Annotated in this window: 22 protein-coding genes; 10 read left to right on the top strand and 12 right to left on the bottom strand. The window is 61.7% G+C overall.

From position 1 onward, the window contains the following. The first annotated feature begins 118 nt into the window (after window positions 1-118). Entirely contained in the window at window positions 119-2,890 is a 2,772-nt protein-coding gene (locus FHW37_RS23240) for a TIGR02302 family protein (protein ID WP_145640685.1), read from the top strand. 72 nt (window positions 2,891-2,962) lie between these two features. Here the strand turns inward: FHW37_RS23240 and FHW37_RS23235 are convergent, their stop codons facing one another. The 3 genes from FHW37_RS23235 to FHW37_RS23225 all read right to left on the bottom strand — a co-directional run bounded on the left by FHW37_RS23235 (window position 2,963) and on the right by FHW37_RS23225 (window position 4,741). Further along, entirely contained in the window at window positions 2,963-3,346 is a 384-nt protein-coding gene (locus FHW37_RS23235; protein WP_145640683.1) for a response regulator, read from the bottom strand. Window positions 3,347-3,497: 151 nt separating this feature from the next. After that, the gene (gene hpt / locus FHW37_RS23230; RefSeq protein WP_145640682.1) at window positions 3,498-4,040 is read right to left on the bottom strand and encodes a hypoxanthine phosphoribosyltransferase; all 543 of its coding nucleotides are present in this window, start codon (window positions 4,038-4,040) and stop codon (window positions 3,498-3,500) included. A gap of 41 nt (window positions 4,041-4,081) precedes the next feature. Beyond that, a complete protein-coding gene (locus FHW37_RS23225; RefSeq protein WP_145640680.1) occupies window positions 4,082-4,741 on the bottom strand; it encodes a DUF3426 domain-containing protein in 660 nt (219 codons plus the stop codon). A 208-nt stretch (window positions 4,742-4,949) separates the two neighbouring features. Here FHW37_RS23225 and ftsE point away from each other — a divergent pair, with 208 nt between their 5' ends. From ftsE to FHW37_RS23205, 4 genes are all read left to right on the top strand, one after another. Next, entirely contained in the window at window positions 4,950-5,609 is a 660-nt protein-coding gene (ftsE, locus tag FHW37_RS23220; protein ID WP_145640679.1) for a cell division ATP-binding protein FtsE, read from the top strand. A gap of 103 nt (window positions 5,610-5,712) precedes the next feature. After that, window positions 5,713-6,663, top strand: a complete 951-nt coding sequence (locus FHW37_RS23215) for a cell division protein FtsX (RefSeq protein ID WP_145640810.1) — start codon at window positions 5,713-5,715, stop codon at window positions 6,661-6,663. A gap of 134 nt (window positions 6,664-6,797) precedes the next feature. Further along, window positions 6,798-7,472, top strand: a complete 675-nt coding sequence (locus tag FHW37_RS23210; protein WP_246690874.1) for a YdcF family protein — start codon at window positions 6,798-6,800, stop codon at window positions 7,470-7,472. Window positions 7,473-7,630: 158 nt separating this feature from the next. Beyond that, on the top strand, window positions 7,631-8,422 hold the full coding sequence (locus FHW37_RS23205; RefSeq protein ID WP_145640675.1) for a lysophospholipid acyltransferase family protein: 792 nt from the start codon (window positions 7,631-7,633) through the stop codon (window positions 8,420-8,422). Between the two features lie 152 nt (window positions 8,423-8,574). Here FHW37_RS23205 and FHW37_RS23200 read toward each other — a convergent pair whose 3' ends face one another. Then, window positions 8,575-9,135, bottom strand: a complete 561-nt coding sequence (locus FHW37_RS23200) for a gamma-glutamylcyclotransferase (protein WP_145640673.1) — start codon at window positions 9,133-9,135, stop codon at window positions 8,575-8,577. A gap of 12 nt (window positions 9,136-9,147) precedes the next feature. On the opposite strand from FHW37_RS23200, the gene FHW37_RS23195 reads away from it, so the two are divergent. Beyond that, window positions 9,148-10,152 carry a DUF2125 domain-containing protein gene (locus FHW37_RS23195; RefSeq protein WP_145640671.1) on the top strand — a complete coding sequence of 335 codons (1,005 nt, stop codon included), beginning with the start codon at window positions 9,148-9,150 and terminating at the stop codon, window positions 10,150-10,152. A 12-nt stretch (window positions 10,153-10,164) separates the two neighbouring features. Here the strand turns inward: FHW37_RS23195 and FHW37_RS23190 are convergent, their stop codons facing one another. From FHW37_RS23190 to FHW37_RS23180, 3 genes are all read right to left on the bottom strand, one after another. After that, a complete protein-coding gene (locus tag FHW37_RS23190) occupies window positions 10,165-11,094 on the bottom strand; it encodes a prephenate/arogenate dehydrogenase family protein (protein WP_145640669.1) in 930 nt (309 codons plus the stop codon). Then, entirely contained in the window at window positions 11,091-12,200 is a 1,110-nt protein-coding gene (gene hisC, locus FHW37_RS23185) for a histidinol-phosphate transaminase (protein WP_145640668.1), read from the bottom strand. Before hisC ends, FHW37_RS23190 begins: the two co-directional genes overlap by 4 nt. A gap of 268 nt (window positions 12,201-12,468) precedes the next feature. Further along, entirely contained in the window at window positions 12,469-13,209 is a 741-nt protein-coding gene (locus FHW37_RS23180) for a class I SAM-dependent methyltransferase (protein WP_145640666.1), read from the bottom strand. A 90-nt stretch (window positions 13,210-13,299) separates the two neighbouring features. Between FHW37_RS23180 and gloB the strand changes: the two genes are divergently transcribed. After that, the gene (gloB, locus tag FHW37_RS23175) at window positions 13,300-14,070 is read left to right on the top strand and encodes a hydroxyacylglutathione hydrolase (RefSeq protein ID WP_145640665.1); all 771 of its coding nucleotides are present in this window, start codon (window positions 13,300-13,302) and stop codon (window positions 14,068-14,070) included. 1 nt (window position 14,071) lies between these two features. Next, window positions 14,072-14,488, top strand: coding sequence for a cupin domain-containing protein (locus tag FHW37_RS23170; protein ID WP_145640663.1), 417 nt, complete (start codon window positions 14,072-14,074; stop codon window positions 14,486-14,488). Here the strand turns inward: FHW37_RS23170 and FHW37_RS23165 are convergent. Further along, window positions 14,485-15,258 (bottom strand): DUF3108 domain-containing protein, encoded by a 774-nt coding sequence (locus FHW37_RS23165; RefSeq protein ID WP_145640662.1) that lies wholly within the window; start codon window positions 15,256-15,258, stop codon window positions 14,485-14,487. The two genes, FHW37_RS23170 and FHW37_RS23165, sit on opposite strands and share 4 nt — an antisense overlap. Before the next feature lie 248 nt (window positions 15,259-15,506). Here FHW37_RS23165 and rpmB point away from each other — a divergent pair, with 248 nt between their 5' ends. Beyond that, a complete protein-coding gene (rpmB, locus tag FHW37_RS23160) occupies window positions 15,507-15,806 on the top strand; it encodes a 50S ribosomal protein L28 (RefSeq protein ID WP_145640660.1) in 300 nt (99 codons plus the stop codon). Between the two features lie 107 nt (window positions 15,807-15,913). Then, a complete protein-coding gene (locus FHW37_RS23155; protein ID WP_145640658.1) occupies window positions 15,914-16,552 on the top strand; it encodes a VUT family protein in 639 nt (212 codons plus the stop codon). A gap of 11 nt (window positions 16,553-16,563) precedes the next feature. Here FHW37_RS23155 and FHW37_RS23150 read toward each other — a convergent pair whose 3' ends face one another. Genes FHW37_RS23150 through cobS form a run of 4 tightly spaced genes read right to left on the bottom strand, consistent with a single transcriptional unit; the run spans window position 16,564 to window position 21,143 of the window. After that, complete coding sequence (locus FHW37_RS23150; RefSeq protein ID WP_145640656.1) at window positions 16,564-17,118, bottom strand: AAA family ATPase; 555 nt, start codon at window positions 17,116-17,118, stop codon at window positions 16,564-16,566. Between the two features lie 56 nt (window positions 17,119-17,174). After that, complete coding sequence (locus FHW37_RS23145) at window positions 17,175-18,158, bottom strand: esterase-like activity of phytase family protein (RefSeq protein WP_145640809.1); 984 nt, start codon at window positions 18,156-18,158, stop codon at window positions 17,175-17,177. Between the two features lie 60 nt (window positions 18,159-18,218). After that, a complete protein-coding gene (gene cobT / locus FHW37_RS23140; protein WP_145640654.1) occupies window positions 18,219-20,132 on the bottom strand; it encodes a cobaltochelatase subunit CobT in 1,914 nt (637 codons plus the stop codon). 18 nt (window positions 20,133-20,150) lie between these two features. Continuing rightward, window positions 20,151-21,143: a cobaltochelatase subunit CobS gene (gene cobS, locus FHW37_RS23135; protein ID WP_145640652.1), complete on the bottom strand. Its 993-nt coding sequence runs from the start codon at window positions 21,141-21,143 to the stop codon at window positions 20,151-20,153. Between the last annotated feature and the right edge of the window lie 19 nt (window positions 21,144-21,162).

Here is a 21,162-nt window from a genome sequence, read left to right as displayed (position 1 = left end):
CACTTTTCGCGGAATTCTGGCAAAATATGGGGGCGACAAGGCCGTCGCCCTCGTCTTCGCCACAAAGACTGCTATCCTCAAAGTTCGATTTGCGCCGCCATCACCGGAGACGGACCGCATGAGCTTTTCCCGCAAAGGTGCCTTCGAGACGCATCCCTTGCTTGCACGCCGTGTCGTGTTGAACCGCAGCCTTGCCCGGATCGTGCTGTTTCTGGAACGGGTTTTGCCACGCCTTGCAGCGCCGCTCAGCGTGGTTGCACTGTTTTTCGCGGCCTCCTGGTTCGGCATTTTTCGCATCGCGCCCGAATGGCTCCGCTGGACCTTGCTCGGCGTGCTCGCAATTGGCCTCATTGCGTCCCTCCTGCCCTTGGGACGCTTGCGCTGGCCCGCGCCGGGTGAGGCTGACCGCCTTCTCGAAGAACGCAACAATCTCGAACACCAGCCCGTTGCCGTGCAGGAAGACCAGCCGGCATTCGAGACGCCCTTCTCCCGCGCGCTCTGGAAGGAACACCAGATCCGCATGGCCGAGCGTATCGCCTCGCTCGATGCCGGCCTGCCGCGCCCGGATATTGCCGGTTATGACCGCTTCGGATTGCGCGCCCTGCCGGCTTTGATCTTTGCCGTCGCACTCGGTTATTCCTTTTCGAATGGAGGCGGTTCTCCCGCAGATGCATTCCGCGCCGCACCGCCGGCCCCCAGCATCAATCCCGACCTGCGCATCGACGCCTGGCTGACGCCCCCCCCCTATACTGGCCGTGCGCCGATCTTCCTGACCGGCCGCGATATGCCGGCAGCGGCTCCCGCTGGGTCGACACAGACCGGAATGAAGAGCGCATCCGTACCGCAGAATTCCGGCCTGACCGTCCGCGTGACCGGCGGTGAAGGCGGCGAGGCAGTTGTCTTCACGCCCAAGGCAGGCGGCCAGCCGGTGACGCTGATGACCGAGGAAGCCCGCAAGGCCGCGGATGCAGCGAAACAGGAGAAAGCCGGCCAGCCTGCAGGAGCGCCCCCACCGCCGGCACCCGCGACCCAGACAGCTGCAAGCCAGACCGTGCCGCCGCGCACCTACGCCTTCAACGTTGCCGAAAGCGGCGAATTGACGGCCAACGGCCAGACCTGGGCCTTCGACGTCATTCCTGACCGGCCGCCGGAAATCTCCTTCGAAGGTCAGCCGAAACGTGCCGTCAACGGCGCGCTGGAAATCGGCTTCAAGGGCAAGGATGATTACGGGATCGTCGAAGCGCATGCGCTGATCGAACCCGCAGAGCCGCAGGATCCGGATGCCAAGCCGCTTTACCCACTGCCGGAATACCGGCTGGACATGCCGCGCCAGAACGGCCGCGAGTTCAAGGGACTGACCAGCCGCAACCTCACCGAACATCCGCTTGCCGGCAAACGCGTGAAGATCACGCTTGTTGCCAAGGATGGCGCCGGCCAGACAGGCCGCAGCCCGACCCATGAGATGATCCTGCCTGCCCGCGGCTTCTCCGAACCGCTGGCAGCCGCCGTCGCCGAACAGCGCCAGGTGTTTGCGCTCGACACGCGAAAAATGCCGCGTGCCATCGAGCTCAACGACGCGCTCGCCATCCGCCCGGACGAGACCATTCCCAATCTCAGCCAATTCCTGCTGATCCGCTCTGCCCGCGAGCGCATGAAGCTCGCCCGCACCGACGAGCAGTACAAGGACACGGCCGAATATCTTTGGGAAATCGCTCTTGGCATCGAGGATGGCGATCTTTCCCAGGCCGAAAAGCGCCTGCGCGATGCCCAGCGCAATCTATCCGAAGCGCTGCAGAACGGCGCCAACGATCAGGAGGTCGCCCGCCTGATGAAGGAACTGCGCGAGGCGATGCAGCAGTTCATGAACGAGCTTGCCCAGCGCATGCAGAACGCGCCGCAGGCCCAGAACAACATGCAGGCGCAGAACGTCATTCGTCAGCGCGACCTGCAGAACATGATGGACCAGATCGAAAATCTGGCCCGCTCCGGCAATCGCGATGCTGCCCAGCAGATGCTGCAGCAGATGCAGCGGATGATGAACAATCTGCAGGCCGGTCGCCCGCAGCGCGGCCAGCAGGGCCAGCAGCAGCAAAACAGCCAGATGCGCCAGCAGATCGACAAGCTCGGCGAGATCATGCAGGAACAGCAGAAGCTGATGGACCAGACCTTCAAGTTCGATCAGGCGCTGCGCGACCGCATGCAGCGCGGCGATCCGGACGGCCAGGATCCACAGCAGGGCCAGCAGCAGCAAGGCCAGAACCAGCAGGGCCAACAGGGTCAGCAGCAACAGCAGGGCCAGAACGGCCAGCAGGGGCAACAGGGCCAGCAAGGTCAGCAGAACACCGACCAGATGACCGCCCAGCAGCTACGTGAAGCGCTGAAGAACCTGCGCGCCCAGCAGGAAGGCCTCGGCAAGAAGCTGGAAGAGCTGCAGAAGGGTCTGAAAGGCCTCGGTATGCAGCCCGGCGAAGGTTTTGGCCAGGCACAGCGTGAAATGGGCAATGCCGGCAAGGCGCTCGGCCAGGGTCAGGGCGAACAGGCCGTCGAAGGCCAGGGCAATGCGCTGAACGCGCTGCGCCAGGGCGCCCAGAACATGATGCAGCAGATGATGCAGGCCATGCAGGGCCAGCAGGGTCAGGGACAGCCCGGCCAGGGCCAGCAGCAGGGCGAAGGTGAAGGCATGGCGCAAGGTGGCCAGAATGGCCGCGACCCGCTCGGCCGTCCGCGTTCGACCTCAGGCCCGGACTTCGGCGATCAGGTGAAGGTGCCGGATGAAATCGACGTCCAGCGCGCCCGCGAAATCCTCGACACGATCCGCGAAAAGCTCGGCAATACGCTGTCGGGCGATGCCGAACGGCAATATCTGGAACGGCTTCTGGAGATCCGCTGAGATCTTTGAAAATAGAAAACCGGCGGGAGCGGGCAGCGCTCTCGCCGGTTTTTCTTTAAGGACGAAATCGAATCAGGCGGCGCGGGGCGTCTGCGTCGCAAGCGCGCGGGCAACCGCCTTGCGGATCTCCGGCAGCGCAAACGGCTTCTGGACGACGTCGATGATCTTGCCCGACAGGTCGTCGGCGCGTTCCCGCTGTTCGGCATAACCGGTCATCAGCAGGATCTTCATGTCGGGAAACAGGGCAGAGGCCTCATGCACGAGCTCGATCCCGTCCATGACCGGCATGCGGATATCGGAAAGCAGAAGGTCGAAGGGCTGAACGTCGTCGATCAGCTTTTCCAGCCCATCGGCGCCATCGCCGGCTTCATGGGTCTCGTGGCCATCCATCCGAAGCGCGCGGGCAACGAACATGCGCAGCGTGTCTTCGTCTTCGGTGATCAGGATTCGGGCCATAGCGATCATCGCTCCGTTGATTCTTATTCAGAGCAAATCACCAGACTTTCCTTTTCGAGGAGTAAACGACGCGCCTTTGCGGCGCGCCATGGTTAACACCTTACGACTTCAGGACTGTCATTTCCCATATTGGGACAGGGTCAGCGAACGGTCAGGCGTCGCCCGTGACGACGCCGACGAAGGGCAATTCGCGGAAGGCATAGGCGACATCCATGCCGTAACCGACGACGAAATAATCAGGGCATTCGAAGCCGACGAAATCCGCTTCCAGCTCTTCCTTGCGCTTCACCTTCTTGTCGAGAAGAACGGCGAGCGAGACATGGCGCGCGCCACGCTCCATCAGCAGTTCCTTGGCGAATTTCAGGGTGCGGCCGGATTCGAGAATGTCGTCGATCAGGAGAACGTCGCGATCCTTCACATCGCTATCGATATCCTTGACGATGCGCACGCCCTGCGAGACCGTTCCGGTGCCATAGCTCGAAAGGGTGATGAACTCGACTTCCGGGGCAAGGCCGACATCGTGCATCGCGCGCAGAAGGTCTGCAGCGAAGATGAAAGAGCCCTTCAGGATGGCGATGACCAGCAGGTCCTTGGTGGGACCGGCCGCGACCTGGGCGGCGATGGCATGGTTGCGCTCGGCAATCTGCTCGGCGGTATAAAGCGGCTCGATGATCTTTCCGCGCACGACGGGCATGCGGTCACTCCTGATACGGTCAAAAAACCGCGATAGCACAATCAGGAGCGGGAGGCATCCCGTTCTGCAAAGGAGAGTTTCAAATCGGGCAGTTTCCCACCGGGATGCGGCACGCGGGCCGAGAAGCCACGGCTGTGTCCGCCTTCGATCTGCGAGGCAGGCGGGCTGATCAGCGTGCTTGCCACCAGCGCATCGCCAGACAGAAGCTCGGCGCGGATGGCCGGCATGGCATGCGTAGCACTGCCGGCATTTTCAACGATACCGTTGATCAAGAGAACCCGCATCCCGCCCGCATCCTGCGGCGTCATGCTGACATGGGTGATGTTGAGAAGCGGGCCGGCCTCAGCCTGGGCGCCCTGGCCGAAAAGGAAGGAGAAACCGCCAGCGAGAAAGAACACCAGCACGAAGACGGCAGCAACAACTGCGCAGAACAGGTCGGCCGAGAGATTTCCGAGCTTGCGCTCAACGCCCGCCACGAAGCCTGCATCCTCTGCCTGCTGCCGGACCGTCGCACCGCGGCGGTTGTCATTGTGGAAACCGGCAGCACCACGGCGGCGCTGGCCACCGACGACCGGCACGAAATGCGCATCGACGGCCTCAGCGCGACGCGGCTTGAAACCATTGCGGCGGGATTTCTGATCCGGCGGCAGAATGTCCATTTTGAAGATGGTCTTGCCGGAGCGGCTGGTGAAACTGCTCATCGAAGCCTCGCGGGGTCAGCCATCGCCTGTATGAAGGCAAGCCGGGCATTGAAACGAATCCCCCCAAGTCGTAAATTGGAATGGTTAACGCTTTGCAAATTTCGCCGGAAATCAGCCTATTTCTGCGCGGAATTTACCTTTCGTTTACGCCCGTCGTTAAGAGATGGCGGCAAGTGAATTTTGAAAGAGTCGAGGACTCGGTCGCCCGTTGATCCATTTCGAAAATGTCGGCCTGCGCTACGGAATGGGTCCGGAGATTCTCCGCGACATGACATTCGACATTCCCAAGCGCTCGTTCCAGTTCCTGACGGGACCGTCGGGCGCCGGCAAGACGACGCTCCTGCGCCTGCTTTTCATGTCCCTGCATCCGACGCGCGGCATCATCCGCATGTTCGACCGCGACCTGTCGCAGATCCCGCGCGCCGAACTGCCGATGTTGCGCCGACGGGTCGGCATCGTCTTCCAGGATTTTCGCCTGCTCGACCACCTGACGACCTATGAAAACGTCGCCCTGCCGCTGCGTGTGCGCGGCAAGGAGGAAAGCTCGTATCGCAACGACGTGATCGAGCTTCTGAAATGGGTCGGTCTCGGCGAGCGCATCAACGTGCTCCCGGCCGTGCTTTCGGGCGGAGAGAAACAGCGCGCAGCAATTGCCAGAGCGCTGATGGACCGTCCGGAAATACTGCTCGCCGACGAACCGACCGGCAATGTCGATCCGCCCATGGCAAGGCGGATCCTCAGCCTTTTCATGGAGCTGAACCGGCTCGGCACCGCCGTCGTCATCGCAACCCACGATCTGGCGCTGATGGACCAGGTGGATGCAAGGCGCATGATCCTTACCGAAGGGAGGCTCGACATCTATGAGTGAGCCGACCCGCACGAAAAAACGCAAACCCGGTAGCGCTGGCAAACAGCCTCCGACGAGTGCATCTCCGACGACGCCCAACCAGCAGACGCCGCGACGCCCGGAAATGCGGGTGCGCCCGACCGGACCGATCCTGCCGCCATCCAATATTCAGGGCAATGCGCTGATGGTGGTGATCGCCATCATGGCCTTTCTCGCCTGCCTGACGCTTGGTGCCGTCAGCATGGTCTGGGCGACGGCCGCCAGCTGGCAGAGCCAGATTTCCCGAGAAATCACCATCCAGATCAAGCCGGAAGACGGTCTGGACATGAATGCCGCGCTGAAAAAGGCGCGCGACGTGGCCATGACCTTCGTCGGTACCCGCGACGGCACGATCATGGACGACAGCGCCACAGCGCGCCTGCTCGAACCCTGGCTCGGTGCCGATCTCAATCTCGACGACCTGCCGGTGCCGCGGCTCGTCATCGTCACCATTGACGAGCGCAACCCACCCGATTTCGATTCCATGCGTGATCTTTTGAAGACGGAAGTGCCACAGGCCTTTCTCGACGACCACCGCACCTGGGTCGACCGGCTGGTCTCCATGGCCCGCACCACGGTGCTGATCGGCACCGGCGTACTGGTTCTCGTTTTCACGGCGATGATCCTGACCGTCATCTTCGCCACGCGCGGTGCGCTCTCCGGCAATCGCCACATCATCGAGGTACTGCACTTCGTCGGCGCCGAAAGTTCGTTTGCGGCACGGGAATTCCAGAAACATTTCCTGAAGATCAGCATCAAGGGCTCGGCCGCCGGCGGTGCTTTGGCAGCCGGCCTGTTTGCGATCGCCAATCTCTGGCAGTCGAACTCGCGGGCAACGCCTCAGAGCGAGCAGGCGACCGCCCTCTTCGGCTCGTTTACGATCGGCTTTACCGGTTATCTCGGCATCTTTGCGACGATGATCATCATCGCGCTGCTGACGACGCTGACGGCCCGCATTACCGTGATGCGCACGATCGACGAAATCGACTTCGTCCGCTCCGATCCGGCACGCTCCGAAGGCGCCCCCTATTCTTGATCGATGATCGGATTTGCGCGATGCGACAACGCGCAGGACTAGGCACCGCCTTAATCTGTAGTTATTGACGATTCATGACCCTCGGCGAGACCCCTCCAAGTTCCACGGAAACCCGGCCGCCGGAGCGGCCGCGGATGGCCTGGCTGTCTCGCAAAAGCCTGCTGCGACGGACTGCACGCCGGCTGCTCCTGGCAATTTTTCTGTTCTGCGCCGTGCTCGCGGGCGGCTTTTTGTGGTTCGCTGATTCGGTATCCTCGCTGAAGGCACCGGATGGCGTGAAGGCCGATGCGATCGTCGTGCTGACGGGCGGTTACCTGCGCATCGAACAGGCGCTCGGCCTGTTGCGCGATGGCGCCGGCCAGCGCCTGCTAATCTCTGGCGCCCACCCCTCTACGACGCCGACACAGATCAGGAAGGCGACCCAGGGGTCTGCGGATCTCTTCAAATGCTGCGTTGATATCGGTTACGACGCGATCGACACGATCGGCAATGCAAGCGAGATCACCCGCTGGATCCACGATCACAAATACCGGTCGGTTCTGGTCGTAACCAACAATTATCACATGCTGCGCAGCCTGCATGAATTACGGCAGGCCGATCCGGTAACGGAATTCATCGCCTATCCCGTCGTAACGGCCGACCTGACGCGGCGCGCCTGGTTTGCCGAACCCGATACGCTGAGAACCATGCTCTCGGAATATGGCAAGGTCGTGCTGGCCACGATCCGCGACATGCTCGGCATTGGCCGCGGCAGCGGTCTCAGGACCGAAGGCGACCCGACCGGCTCGACGAAGAAACCCAAGCCCTGACACTCCCATCAACGTCAGCGCTTTTTTCCGACATCGATCTCGTGTAGGCAGGCTGCGATCCGCTAAAGCGCTTTGCGCTTCAGCTCGTTCTTTGTACGCATGTCCTTACCCGAAACCGGCGACCACTTTCGGGAGACATGCTCTAGAAAGCCCGCTTCATGCTGCTCCTGCGTTCGGTTCTGTTCAACACTGCCTTCTACACAAACCTCATCGTCAGGATGATCGTGCTCTCGCCGATCTATTTCCTGATGCCGCGCAAGGCCGCCTACAGGATCCCGAAGGCCTGGGCGGCCTCCTGCAACTGGCTGATGGCAAAGATCGTCGGTGCGACCTTCGAGATCGAAGGTCTGGAAAACGTGCCGGAAGGCGGCTGCATCTTTGCACCGAAGCATCAGTCGGCCTGGGATACGGTGGCGCTTCTGCCTTACCAGCGTGACCCGGTCTATATCCTGAAGCGCGAGCTGATGTGGATCCCGCTCTTCGGCTGGTATGCCGCCAAGCAGAAGATGATCCCGGTCAATCGCGGCGCCCGCGGCAAGGTCATGGTCGAGGTGATGAAGCGCACCCGCGAAGAGATGGATGCCGGCCGCCAGCTGATCATCTATCCCGAGGGCACCCGCCGCCCGCCGGGCGCCGCCCCCGAATATCGCTACGGCATTGCCCGCATCTATCGTGATACCCAGGTTCCGGTCGTGCCGGTCGTCGCCCATTGGGGCCTGTTCTGGGGCCGCCGCAAGCTCGTCAAATATCCCGGCCATTTCAAGGTCCGCATCCTGCCGGCAATCCAGCCGGGTTTGGATCCGGATGCCTTCTACAAGCAGCTGGTCGAGACACTGGAAAAGGCGAGCGACGAACTGCTCGTCGAAACCGTCGCCGCCAACCCGCACCTGCCGCTGCCGCCCGAGGCGAAGAAGCGGCTGGCGGAATTGAAGGCTCAGACGGCGGCTTAAGCCCACAGGCAAATCGGCCCCTCACCCTAACCCTCTCCCCGCTTGCGGGGAGAGGGGACCTGCCCTGATTGAGGCAGAGAGCGTGCCGCAAGTGTCCTTCTCCCCGTCATGACGGGGAGAAGGTGCCGGCAGGCGGATGAGGGGCAAAGGCATCAAACCGAAGCCAATAGTCGCTCACCCACACCTTCAAGCCATAGATCCCGAATTCCCATCGTCTTCAAATGCGTCAGCGTATTGAAGACATAGGCATCGTTCGGCCCAGCCTGACCATGCGAACGCGCCACGATCTGCGCCGCCTCGTCGATCTCCAGCGATCCGGCATATTCCTCATGAGTACGGTCGACGATGTAGGAAACGGCCTGCACGCGGCGACCATCGGCAAGTGTCACGGGCAGAATGCGCTCCAGATAGACATCTGTGATCAATTCACGCTTGCGAAGGTAATCCAGCGCCTCGTCGCGGTCCTTTTCCCCCACCCGGAAAGCCACGCCGCGGCATGAACCGCCACGGTCGAGGCCAAGCACGAGACCCGGATTTTCCGGCGTGCCGCGATGGGCCACCGACCAGATGCAGAGCGAACGGCGGAACCCGAAGACGCGCGCATCCATTCTTGTCTCATACGCGAAACCCGGATTCCACATCAGCGATCCGTAGCCAAAGATCCAAAATTCGTCCATATCGCAGGCCAAGCCCTTTTCATTACGAAGCACCATTGGGAGAACAACATGGCAGCGTCAAGCCGCAGCGGCGTCAGCAGAAAATTGTGGCTTCTCGCCACCGCCGTGGTTCTGGCGATCTGCCTCTATACGGCAGGCTGGTTCTATGCCGCATCGCTTCTGAAGGAAAACACGCTCGCCTTTCTCGGCAGCCAGGAAAAGCGCGGCATTGCCGCCGAATGCACCGATGCCGAATATCGCGGTTATCCTTTTCGCATAGGCCTGTTCTGCTCGAAGGTCTCGGTCGACGACAAGGCCAACGGCATTTCCGGCACTTTCGGCGCCTTGCGCTCGGCAGCCCAGATCTACAATCCCGGCCATATCGTCTGGGAAATGGATGCACCGGCAGAGGTCCGCTCGAGCCGCGGCCTGACCCTCAATACCACGTGGACATCGCTGCAATCGAGCCTGATCGCCAAGCTTGGCGGCGTCGAGCGCGCCTCGCTGGTGATCGAAGGCGCCAAGACCAATGTCGTTTCCACGGCCGACAATCAGACCTTCGACGTCACCAGCAATCATGCGGAAATCCATCTGCGCCAGAACGGCGCCGATCTCGATACGGCGATCGACCTGAAGGGTGCCGCGACCACCCTGCCGGGCGTCGCGCAGTTCCTTCCGGCCCTCGACTCCAGCCTCGACCTGACGCTGATCGGCCGCGCCGGCATGATTGACGGCACGGACCCGAACGGCACGTCGCTGACCGGCACAAAGGCGGAGATGCGCCAATTCCGCGCCGATCTTGGTCAGGGCCGGGTGATGACGCTATCCGGCCCCTTCTCCTTCGATGAGAATGGCCGCATGAACGGCAAGCTGAAACTGCGCATCGAGCAGATCGATGCCTGGCGCAAGAGCCTTGGCGAAGCGTTTCCGGATTTCGCGCCGACGCTCGACACCGCATCGAAGATGCTGTCGGCGCTCGGTGGCGGCTCCAATGCCTCGATCGACCTCACCATCAGGCGCGGCAAGGTTCTGGCCGGCGGACTGATCCAGATCGGCGAGATCCCGCCGATCTGATCGGTTTACGCCTTACTTCTTCACATCCAGCGCATGGCGGCCGAAATCCGGCGCGTCGACATCCTGACCGGCCTGGATGATCGACCGGCGGACCGCCCGCGTGCGGGTGAAGAGTTCGAACAGCTTGTCGCCCTCACCCCAGCGGATCGCCCTTTGCAGATAGGCGAGGTCCTCGGAAAAACGCGCGAGCATTTCCAGGATCGCATCCTTGTTATGCAGGCAGATATCGCGCCACATGGTTGGATCGGAAGCGGCCAGACGGGTGAAATCGCGGAAGCCGGAAGCGGAATATTTGATCACTTCCGATTCCGTCACCGTCTCCAGATCGTCCGCCGTGCCGACGATATTGTAGGCGATGATATGCGGCAGGTGCGAGACGATGGCGAGCACCTTGTCGTGGTGCTGCGGATCCATGTCGTCGACACGCGAACCGAGCGCCATCCAGAAGGCCTTGAGCTTATCGAGCGCCACCGGATCGGTATCCGGCAAAGGCGTGAAAATGCACCAGCGATCACGGAACAGGCCGACAAAGCCTGCATCCGGGCCGGACTTTTCCGTTCCCGCCAGTGGGTGGCCGGGAATGAAATGCACGTTGTCGGGCATATGCGGCGCCATCTGGGCGATGACCGACGCCTTGGTGGAGCCGACATCGGTAACGATCGCGCCCGGCTTCAGGCTGCTGGCAATCTGCTTGGCAACCGCTTCCGATGCTCCGACCGGAACCGAGACGATCACCAGATCGGCACCCTTCACCGCATCGGCAGCCGACACCGTATATTCACTGCCGAGCTCGAGTTCTTTCGCCCGCTTCAAGGTCTCTTCACTGCGCGTCGAAACCACGACCTCTTTGGCGAGGCCGAGTGCCTTGACGTCACGGGCGATCGACGAGCCGATCAGACCGATACCGATCAGCGCGATCCGCTCGAAATGCGGGATGGTCATGCGGAACGTCCCATAAACTCGCCGAGCGTCTCGATGACGCCGCGGTTTGCCTCTTCCGAGCCGACCGTCATGCGAAGCGCGTTCGGCAGGCCATATCCCTTGACGGCGCGCAGGATATAACCGCGGCTGGTCAGGAAGGCATCGGCATCGGGCGCGCGCTTGCCGTCCACATCCGGAAAATGGATCAGCACGAAATTGGTGACCGACGGCGTGACCTTGAGGCCGATCGCCTCGAAAGCATGGGTCAGCTTGTCGAGCCAGAGCGTGTTGTGCTCGATCGCCTTTTCGATGAAGGCACCGTCGCGGATGGCAGCGGCACCGGCAGCGATCGCCGGCGCATTCATGTTGAACGGGCCGCGCACGCGGTTCAGCGCATCCAGAATATTGGCCGGGCCGTACATCCAGCCGATACGCAGGGCCGCAAGACCATAGACCTTGGAGAAAGTACGGCACATGACGACGTTCTTGTTGGCCGAGACCAGTTCCAGACCCGCCTCGTAATCGTTCTTGCGGACATATTCCGCATAGGCCGCGTCAAGCACGAGGATGACGCCCTTCGGCAGGCCGGCATGCAGACGGCGGATATCGGCAACCGGCACATAGGTCCCGGTCGGATTGCCCGGATTGGCGATGAAGACCATCTTGGTCTTGTCCGTCACGGCGGCGAGGATCGCGTCGACATCGACCGTGCAATCCTTTTCCGGCACTTCGATCGCCTTGGCGCCGGCGCCCATGATCTGGATCTTGTAGACGAGGAAGCCGTGCTGGGTGATGATCGCCTCATCGCCAGAGCCAAGATAGACGTGGCAGAGAAGGCCGAGCAGCTCGTCCGAACCATTGCCGCACATGATGTTGGCAACGTTCAGGCCATGCACGGAAGCGATCGCCTCGCGCAGAGCCAGTGCCTGACCATCGGGATAGAGTTCGAGATTGCCGGCCGCCTGCTTGAAGGCTTCGATCGCCTTGGGGCTCGCGCCAAGCGGCGTCTCGTTGGAGGACAGCTTGAAAACCCTGGCAACGCCGGGAGCATGTTCCTTGCCGGGCACATAGGCGGCAATATCCAGAATGCCTGGACGCGGAACGGGCTCATTCGCAACGATGCTCATCGGATCGACCTTTTCGGAATGCCTGAATGGCTTGGGTAATGCAGAGGCATTAAATCCGAAACGGGACTTTGTCGAGCGATCTCCGTTGCCTTGTCTTTTCTCGTAGCAAACCGCAGCCCCTCATCCGCCCTGCCGGGCACCTTCTCCCCGTTTTGACGGGGAGAAGGACACAAGCGGCACGCTCCTCGGCTCAAGCGGGGCACGTCCCCTCTCCCCGTCAAAACGGGGAGAGGGCTAGGGTGAGGGGCAAAACTTGAGGCAGACTGCGTTACCGCGTCCGCGTCGTCGGCACGCCCTGTGGCGCAAGCACGGGCACGAAGACACGCCGCGAGGCACGAGCAGCAACCGGTAGCCCCTGATAAAGCCGCTTCTGCGCCTCAAGCACGATGACGCCGGAAAACAGCGGCCAGAAACGGCGCCCCATCCGTTCGAAGACATGCCGCAGCCTCAGCGCAAAGCCGATCTTCGAGGGTGGGAAGAACAAAGCCTCGGCGCTGGCACCGGGCGTAAAATTCGTCTCGCGCAACAGCGAGGTCAGCTGGCCGCGCGAATAGGGCCGGCCAGAGCCAAAGGGCGTATGTTCCATCCGAGCCCAGACACCACGGCGATTGGGCACGACGATCACGAGCCGCCCGCCCGGCGCCAGAACGCGCCAGAGTTCCTTCAGCGTCTCGCGCGGGTTTTCGGCAAATTCCAGCGAATGCACCATCAGCACGCGATCGACCGAACTGTCCGGCAGCGGCAGCTCCTCGTCGAAGATCAGCGCCGTCGAGGACAATTCGCCGGCCGGCCAGTTCACCGCGCCCTGCCCTGCCGGCATGAAGGCGAAGGTGCGCTCCGTATCCTTGCGGAACCGGTCGAGATAGGGAACCGCGTAACCGAGCCCCACCAGCCGCTCTTCCGGCAGGCGGGCCCAGAGCGTCGACAGCGCCATGGTGATCGATTGCTCGGCAAAGCGCCCCAGGGGCGAGTGGTAGAATTCACGCAGATCGACGATATCGACGGACAAGTTGAAAAATGCTCGCTTGCAGTGATTGGACTTCAAGTCTCCGGTCTCTACATTGTGCCACAATTGACAATGAGCAATAGGTTGAGTGCGATGAGACCGTTGGAAATCGAAGTTTTTTCATGCCGCAGCGATAATTACGGCGTGCTCGTCCACGACCCCGAAACCGGCCTGACCGCCTCGATCGATGCGCCGGAAGAAAAGCCGATCCTTGATGCCGCCGCTCGCCGCGGCTGGAAGATCACCCATATTTTCACCACCCATCACCATACGGACCATGTGGAAGCCAACCTCGCGCTGAAGGAAAAATTCGGCTGCGAGATCATCGGCCCGGTCAACGAGGCGGTCGCCATTCCGGGCCTCGACAGGACGATGGGCGATGGCGACGAATTCCATTTCGGCGACCATCCGGTGCGGGTCATCGAAACGCCCGGCCACACGGCCGGCCATATCTGCTTCCATTTCCCGGACGACAAGATCCTGTTTTCCGCAGACACGCTGTTTGCACTCGGCTGCGGCCGTCTCTTTGAGCGCCCGGCCACCGACATGTGGCATTCGCTGCAGAAGCTTTCCGTACTGCCGGATGAGACCGCGATCTATTTCGGCCACGAATACACGCTCTCCAACGCCCGTTTCGCGCTCACCATCGATCCCGATAACGAAAATCTGCAGCGCCGCGCCGGAGAGATCGAGGCGATGCGCGCCGAGGGCAAGTTCACGATCCCGACGATGATGGGACTGGAAAAGGAAACCAACCCCTTTCTGCGCGCAGCCGATCCGTCGATCCGCCGCAACCTTCTGATGGAGGGCAAAACCAACGAGGAAGTGTTTGCCGAAATCCGCAAGCGCAAGGACAATTTTTAAGATGGCGCCGGAAGAGATCATTGCCGCGCTCGGCATGCAGCGCCATCCGGAAGGCGGCTGGTTCGTCGAGACGTTTCGCGATGGCGATGGTACCGGCCGCGGTGCCTCTACGGCGATCTATTACCTTCTGCAGTCCGGTGAGCGTTCCCACTGGCACCGGGTGCGGGATGCGGCGGAGGTCTGGCACTATTATGCCGGCGATCCACTGCTCTTGAAGATTTCCGATGGCAAAACGGTGCAGGATATCCGCCTCGGCACCGACCTTGCCGCTGGCGAGCGACCGCAGGCCGTAGTGCCGAGCGATATGTGGCAGGCGGCCGAGCCGCTCGGCGCCTTCACGCTGGTCGGTTGCACAGTGGCGCCAGGTTTCGAATTTTCGAGCTTTGAAATGGCAGAGCCCGGCTGGCAACCGGGTTAACCGCCGTATTTAACAGCCTTCACATAAAGCTGGCCCATCTTGGTCGGTATCCGCGCATAGACCGGCGCATAGACATTGGCGACCGCCGACTTGGCGAACCAGATCTCCATCTGGGTCTTCTTCAGATATTCGACATCGTAGCGACCGCGTTTGTAACCTGAGCGTGGCTGGTAACGGATGGAGCAGACGATCGCCTCGCCTTTGAACCCCTCGGTCGAAAAGGGCTGCGTGCCCATTGGGGACAGGACGAGATCGAGACGCGACTCGCCGTCGAAGACCGGCAGTCGGCTCGGGCAGACCTTGGCATCGGCGGGAAAGATCAGGCCGCTCAGGGGATCGAGCACCGAACGCAGGTCTTTCGGCGTTACCGGTATCCAGGTTTTCGGATCGCGTTTCGGCTCCGGCGTGATCGTCGTCTCGGTGACGTCACCATTCCGGTAGACGACGTCATAGACGCGGGTGCGCTTGTTCATCCGGTAGACGAGCTTGTAGCGGTCAGCCTGCAGCCGGTCGCCGCGGATCCGGCCGCTGACGCTCGTATCGGCCGAGACATGGCTGAACACATCGACAATGCCGGCCGACTTGAACGAGCCTGTGATCGTATAGCCCTCCCCCTCGAACTGGCTGGAGAAACTGGCAGTGGCGATGGGCAGGATGCCGAGCGAGATGTCGAATTCGCTGACCTGGCGATCTGCCGCCACGGCTGGCGATACTGTCGCCGATGCCAGAACGAGGGCTGCGGCAAATACGGAACGAACGCAAGAAATCATGGCCAGCCCTGGTGAGGAAGAGGAATGCGCGCCTTTTGCCTGTCATATAAACTGCCTATCATGGCAAGAAAATAGCGGCTTCGGTTGTGGTAAACCGCATATCGATTGCACGCGGCCAAGGTTTTGGCTTGACGCCACCGTCCCCACTGACTATAGAACCGCAACTTTCCAATCAGGACCAGTTGGATCGGCGCGCCGGGCATTGCCCGGATGTCCACCAATTGCAGAAGAAAACAAAGGTGTATCCCATGTCTCGTGTGTGCGAACTGACCGGCAAGGGCGTAATGACCGGCAATAACGTCAGCCATGCCAACAACAAGACCCGTCGTCGGTTCCTGCCGAACCTGTGCCAGGTCACCCTGATCTCCGACGCTCTCGGCCAGCGTTTCCGTCTGCGCGTTTCCGCGCATGCGCTTCGCTCGGTCGAACACCGCGGCGGCCTCGATGCCTTCCTCCTGAAGGCTGACGAGAACGAACTGTCGATGCGCGCCCGCCTGCTGCGTCGCCAGATCGCCAAGAAGACTGCAGAAGTCGCAGCTGCCGCTTAATCAGCGCAAGCTATATTCACCGGCTTTGAAGAGGGCTTGACGGGAAACCGGACAGGCCCTTTCTCATGGCTATATCCGCAACTGGTGGCATACCCCAGGATAAAAAAATGCAAGCGAACCGCTATACCCTTATCTATGCGCTGCTGATGGCAGCCGTTGTCGTCGCCTCCAACTTTCTCGTGCAGTTCCACCTTGAAGGAACTCTCTGGGGCATCGCTCTTGGCGATATCCTCACCTGGGGCGCTTTCACCTATCCCATCGCCTTCCTCGTGACCGACCTGACGAACCGCCAGTTCGGCCCGCAGATCGCACGCCGCGTCGTTTATGTCGGCTTCGTCGTCGGCGTTGCCCTGTCCTTCCTTCTCTCGGACGCACGTATCGCGATCGCTTCGGGAACCGCCTTCCTGATCGGCCAGCTGCTCGACATTTCCGTGTTCAACGAACTGCGCCGCAAGAGCTGGTGGAAGGCACCGCTCGCAGCCTCGCTGCTCGGCACGGTTCTGGACACCATCCTGTTCTTCTCGCTGGCCTTCGCCCCGGTCTTCGCCTTCATCGGCCCGAATATCGACTTTGCGACGGCGTCGGCCCCGATCCTCGGCGTCATGTCCGTGGAAGCCCCGCGCTGGATCTCCTGGGCGCTCGGCGATCTCGCCGTGAAGATCATCGTCGGCGTCGTGCTGCTCCTGCCCTATGGCGCGCTGATGAATGTTCTGAAGCCGATGCCGCAGGTCGCTCCGGCCCGCTAAAAAAGTCTGCCCTATGCCATCCTGCCGGCAACGACAGGATGGCGCAGCACCTCTTGTACCAGCTCTTCGACGGATTGGATGGAATCAAGTCTGAGGATCGGTGCATTCCGTTCCAATAACCATGCTTCGTGCGAGGCACGACTGCGCCGTTCCGGCCCTGCCGTATCATAACTTTCCGCCCATTCTATAAATTCGCCGCTCGCCTGAGCCATGTCGCCGCCGGGCGCGATGCGGTCTCCGTAACGCTCGACCTCACGCCGGCGGATACGCTCCATCCTGACCTGCGGATCAAGCAGCAAGAACACGATGAGATCATAGAAGGGTTCGACCGCCATTCCCCATTTCAGCGCGGAGCCAGACAGGACCCACGCCCCGTCGACCGGTGCGTGATCGACAAGCATCGCAACCCGCTCGTCCATGACCCGTGGCGTCGTATAGGGCGGATCGGTCGGCATCCAGTAGATGTCGTCGGAATCGATATGCCGGATGGCAAGCGCGGCGGAAAGCGCCCGGCCGAGCGACGTTGCGCCGGAGCCGGATGCGCCCATGACATGAATACGGACCATGATCTTCTCCTTTGCGGAGGACATAACCCGGCTCTGTGACGGCTGTCAGGTGAAGATCATTGCAGCAGCCGGAATTCCAGCATCACATTGCGCTGGAAGAAATTGCCATTGTCGTCGGAGACCAGGATCAGGTGCGGGGCGCCGTCAGTGCCTGTGACCACGTCGATCCCTTCCATATTGTCGATCTCCGCGCCCATATCCGCCTCGATCAGCATCTCGCCATCGACAACGGCACCGGGATGGATATCCGCGGCCTTGATGCGGCGCATCCGCATGCCGACGCCGCCAAGCATGCTGAAACGGCGTTCCAGCAGGATCAGGTCGCCATTCGGCAGGAAGGCGCCGTCCGTTGCATCGAATGGATCGTGGCGCACGACGGTAAAACGCCCCTTCAGGGGGCCATCGAGAATAGCGGCATAAAGATTGCCGTTCTCGTCGAGGCTGCGCTCGCCGACCACGACAATGCCACCCTTCAATGGGCTCGACTGAGGCGAGGCGACCACCGTCTCCATGCCGGCATTGCGACGGAGTTCCTTGCGGGGAATGAGGAAATCCAGCGAGCGGACGGGTGGCGACGTCTCGAAGCCGGGATCGGGATAGACATCAACGCGATGCTGCTGTTCGAAACTGACAATCGCCTGACCCTGTCGCAGCGCCAGCCCCTCTGCATCCGCCTCGGTCTTCGAACCCGGCCTACCGCCACGCAGCAGGATCGGCTCGATCGACAGATCGGACAGGCCGGAGATCCGTCCGCGCCCATCCCGCTCGATCGCGCCGGTCAGCCAGTTGCCCGTATCCAGAACGGATACGAAATGCCTGCCGTCCGGCCGGAAGCGGATGCTGGACAGCGATTGCAGCCGGCTGTCGGAGGACGAGAATTCGATGCCGCCGACAAATTCCAGCAGCCCGAAACGGTTTTCCTCGGATTTCGATTTGAATCGCTCGATCAGGCGCACCGTAACCGGCCCGGTCTGCGATGCGACAGCGCTGGAAGACCCGGCCCCGCCGAATGCAAACCAGCCGGCGATGACAGCGGCCAGAACCGTGGCGGGAAAAGCCAGTCGCCCCAATCTCAAAAGTAAGGCCTCAAGACGAAAACCTCACCCTGCCCGGCGCATGCGGCCACCGCCCCGGCGGCCCGTCGGCTGCGCCGAGGTATCGGCGAAAAGCTCGGCCAGCTGCTCGGTCATCGCACCCGCCAGCTCGTCCGCATCAACGATGGTGACGGCCTTCTGGTAATAACGGGTCACGTCATGACCGATACCGATCGCCAGAAGCTCGACCGACGAGCGGGTCTCGATCTGCTCGATGACGGCGCGCAGGTGGCGCTCAAGATAATTGCCCGGATTGACCGACAGCGTCGAATCGTCGACCGGCGCGCCATCCGAAATCATCATCAGGATCTTGCGCTGTTCGGGGCGCGCAGCAAGCCGCTGGTGCGCCCACATCAGTGCTTCACCGTCGATGTTTTCCTTGAGCAGGCCTTCGCGCATCATCAGACCGAGATTGCGGCGCGACCGGCGCCAGGGCGCATCGGCGGATTTGTAGACGATATGGCGCAGGTCATTGAGACGACCCGGCGTCGACGGCTTGCCGCTCGCCAGCCATTGCTCACGGCTCTGGCCGCCCTTCCACGCCTTTGTGGTGAAGCCGAGAATCTCGACCTTGACGCCGCAACGCTCCAGCGTGCGCGCGAGAATGTCGGCGCAGGACGCGGCAACGGTGATCGGACGTCCGCGCATCGAACCGGAATTGTCGATGACCAGCGTTACGACCGTATCGCGGAATTTCGTGTCGCGCTCCTTCTTGAAGGAAAGCGGCTGCATCGGGTCGATGATCAGGCGCACGAGACGGGCCGGATCGAGATAACCCTCTTCGAGATCGAAATCCCAGGAACGGTTCTGCTGCGCCATCAGGCGACGCTGCAGGCGGTTGGCAAGCCGGCCGACCGCGCCCTGCAGATGGGCGAGCTGCTTGTCGAGGAAAGCGCGAAGACGGTCGAGCTCGGCCTCGTCGCAGAGTTCTTCCGCGGTGATCTCCTCGTCGAACTCTTCCGTGAAGATGTGGTAATCGACCTTGTCGTTGAAATCGTCGAACGGGCTGTTCGGCCGGCGGGTTTCGCCGGGCGTTTCGGAATGGTCGTCGGCCTCGTCGGACATTTCGTCGTCCGACATTTCGGCGCCGTCCATCTCGCCTTCGTCCATCTCCTCGTCGGCGGCCTCGCTCTGTTCGGCGGGGGCGGCGTCGGAACCGGCTTCTTCCTCGACTTCCTCGTTCTCGGTTTCGCCGGACTGAGGCTGGTCTTCGTCCGTCGGATTTTCGATCTCTTCCGGCTCGTTATCGTCGCTGGCGAGATCTTCGGCCATCTGCATCGACGACAGCATGTGCCGCACGACGCGGGCAAAAGCCTGCTGGTCCTCGATGACATTTTTCAGGTTGTCGAGATCGCCGGCTGCCTTTTCCTCGATGAAGGGGCGCCAGAGATCCAGAACCTTGCCGGCGCTGGCCGGCGGCTTCTGGCCGGTCAGCTTTTCGCGCACCAGCATGGCGATCGCCTCGCCGATCGGCGCATCCTCCTGGCGCTCGACGCCGGAGAAATTCGCCTTGGCGTATTTTTCTTCCTGCATCGACGACAGGTTGGCGGCGACACCGGCCATGCGCAGGGCACCGATCGATTCGACACGCGCCTGCTCGACAACGTCGAACACGGTGCGGGCGTCGGAACCGGCCGGGGCCAGATTGGCGTGTACGCCAGTATCGTGGCAGGCGAGCCGAAGCGCCATGCTGTCGCCGAGACCACGGGTCACGGCGAGTTCATGGGCGGTCGGCCGCTTGGAGATTTCCGGCAGCCGGATACGGTCGCCGGCAAGGCCGGGACGCTCGTTGGCGAACGATACCTCGACCTCGCCATTGGCGGCGATCGAACGCACGCAGCCGGTTATTGCCCGCCGCAACGGCTCGGTATCGACCGGACCGCCGGACTTAGGCTTCGTATTGTCTCCACGCCCTGCCATGATGTCGCTCCCCTGCCCTTAAGCTCCGAGAACGATGTTGGCGGCGCTTTCCTTAAGCTCGACGCCGAAGGCGCGCTGGTACTGTTCGGCAACCAGCGTGCGTTCCAGTTCGTCGCACTTGTTGAGGAAGGTGATGCGGAAGGCGAAAGCGACATCACCGAAGATCTCGGCGTTTTCCGCCCAGGTGATGACCGTACGCGGGCTCATGACGGTCGACAGGTCGCCGTTGATGAAGGCCGAGCGGGTGAGATCGGCAACGCGCACCATCTTGGAAACCGTCTCGCGGCCTTCCTTGGTGGCGCCGAAAGACTTCACCTTGGCGGCAACGATATCGACTTCCTTCTCATGCGGCAGATAGTTCAGCGTGGTGACGATCGACCAGCGGTCCATCTGCGCCTGGTTGATCTGCTGCGTGCCGTGATAGAGGCCGGTCGTATCGCCGAGGCCGACCGTGTTGGCAGTCGCGAAAATGCGGAAGGCCGGGTGAGGGCGGATGACGCGGCTCTGGTCGAGCAGGGTCAGGCGGCCCGACGATTCCAGCACGCGCTGAATGACGAACATCACGTCCGGACGGCCGGCATCGTATTCGTCGAAGACGAGCGCGACATTGTGCTGGTAGGCCCAGGGCAGAATGCCGTCCTTGAATTCGGTAACCTGCTTGCCGTCCTTCAGAACGATCGCGTCCTTGCCGACGAGGTCGATACGGCTGACATGGCTGTCGAGGTTGATACGCACGCAAGGCCAGTTGAGGCGGGCCGCGACCTGTTCGATATGGGTCGACTTGCCGGTGCCGTGGAAGCCGGAGACCATGACGCGTCGGTTATGGGCAAAGCCTGCGAGAATGGCGAGCGTCGTGTCGCGGTCGAAGAGATAATCCGGATCGAGGTCCGGAACATAGGGGTCGCCATTGCTGTAAGCAGGAACCCTCAAATCGGTATCGATGCCAAAAACATCCCGGACGGAAACGGTGGTATCGGGAAGGTTGGAAATATCCAGATCAATCTTGCTCATCATCACTCCAAGGCGCGGG

It is taken from the genome of Neorhizobium alkalisoli, assembly GCF_007829835.1.
Classification (GTDB): Bacteria; Pseudomonadota; Alphaproteobacteria; order Rhizobiales; family Rhizobiaceae; genus Neorhizobium.
The sequence above is the reverse complement of the archived record's forward strand: the minus strand, read 5'-3'. Positions and strand labels throughout refer to the sequence as shown.

Coding starts and splice junctions, on each gene's coding strand:
- FHW37_RS23150 (WP_145640656.1), bottom strand. CDS start 17,118: ATGGTCCGTATTCATGTCATGGGCGCATCCGGCTCCGGCGCAACGTCG.
- FHW37_RS23165 (WP_145640662.1), bottom strand. CDS start 15,258: ATGATTTCTTGCGTTCGTTCCGTATTTGCCGCAGCCCTCGTTCTGGCA.
- FHW37_RS23200 (WP_145640673.1), bottom strand. CDS start 9,135: ATGGTGCTTCGTAATGAAAAGGGCTTGGCCTGCGATATGGACGAATTT.
- FHW37_RS23190 (WP_145640669.1), bottom strand. CDS start 11,094: ATGACCATCCCGCATTTCGAGCGGATCGCGCTGATCGGTATCGGTCTG.
- FHW37_RS23235 (WP_145640683.1), bottom strand. CDS start 3,346: ATGGCCCGAATCCTGATCACCGAAGACGAAGACACGCTGCGCATGTTC.
- hisC (WP_145640668.1), bottom strand. CDS start 12,200: ATGAGCATCGTTGCGAATGAGCCCGTTCCGCGTCCAGGCATTCTGGAT.
- FHW37_RS23155 (WP_145640658.1), top strand. CDS start 15,914: ATGCAAGCGAACCGCTATACCCTTATCTATGCGCTGCTGATGGCAGCC.
- FHW37_RS23205 (WP_145640675.1), top strand. CDS start 7,631: ATGCTGCTCCTGCGTTCGGTTCTGTTCAACACTGCCTTCTACACAAAC.
- cobT (WP_145640654.1), bottom strand. CDS start 20,132: ATGGCAGGGCGTGGAGACAATACGAAGCCTAAGTCCGGCGGTCCGGTC.
- FHW37_RS23210 (WP_246690874.1), top strand. CDS start 6,798: ATGGCCTGGCTGTCTCGCAAAAGCCTGCTGCGACGGACTGCACGCCGG.
- FHW37_RS23215 (WP_145640810.1), top strand. CDS start 5,713: ATGCGGGTGCGCCCGACCGGACCGATCCTGCCGCCATCCAATATTCAG.
- FHW37_RS23240 (WP_145640685.1), top strand. CDS start 119: ATGAGCTTTTCCCGCAAAGGTGCCTTCGAGACGCATCCCTTGCTTGCA.
- FHW37_RS23170 (WP_145640663.1), top strand. CDS start 14,072: ATGGCGCCGGAAGAGATCATTGCCGCGCTCGGCATGCAGCGCCATCCG.
- hpt (WP_145640682.1), bottom strand. CDS start 4,040: ATGCCCGTCGTGCGCGGAAAGATCATCGAGCCGCTTTATACCGCCGAG.
- cobS (WP_145640652.1), bottom strand. CDS start 21,143: ATGAGCAAGATTGATCTGGATATTTCCAACCTTCCCGATACCACCGTT.
- FHW37_RS23225 (WP_145640680.1), bottom strand. CDS start 4,741: ATGAGCAGTTTCACCAGCCGCTCCGGCAAGACCATCTTCAAAATGGAC.
- rpmB (WP_145640660.1), top strand. CDS start 15,507: ATGTCTCGTGTGTGCGAACTGACCGGCAAGGGCGTAATGACCGGCAAT.
- FHW37_RS23195 (WP_145640671.1), top strand. CDS start 9,148: ATGGCAGCGTCAAGCCGCAGCGGCGTCAGCAGAAAATTGTGGCTTCTC.
- gloB (WP_145640665.1), top strand. CDS start 13,300: ATGAGACCGTTGGAAATCGAAGTTTTTTCATGCCGCAGCGATAATTAC.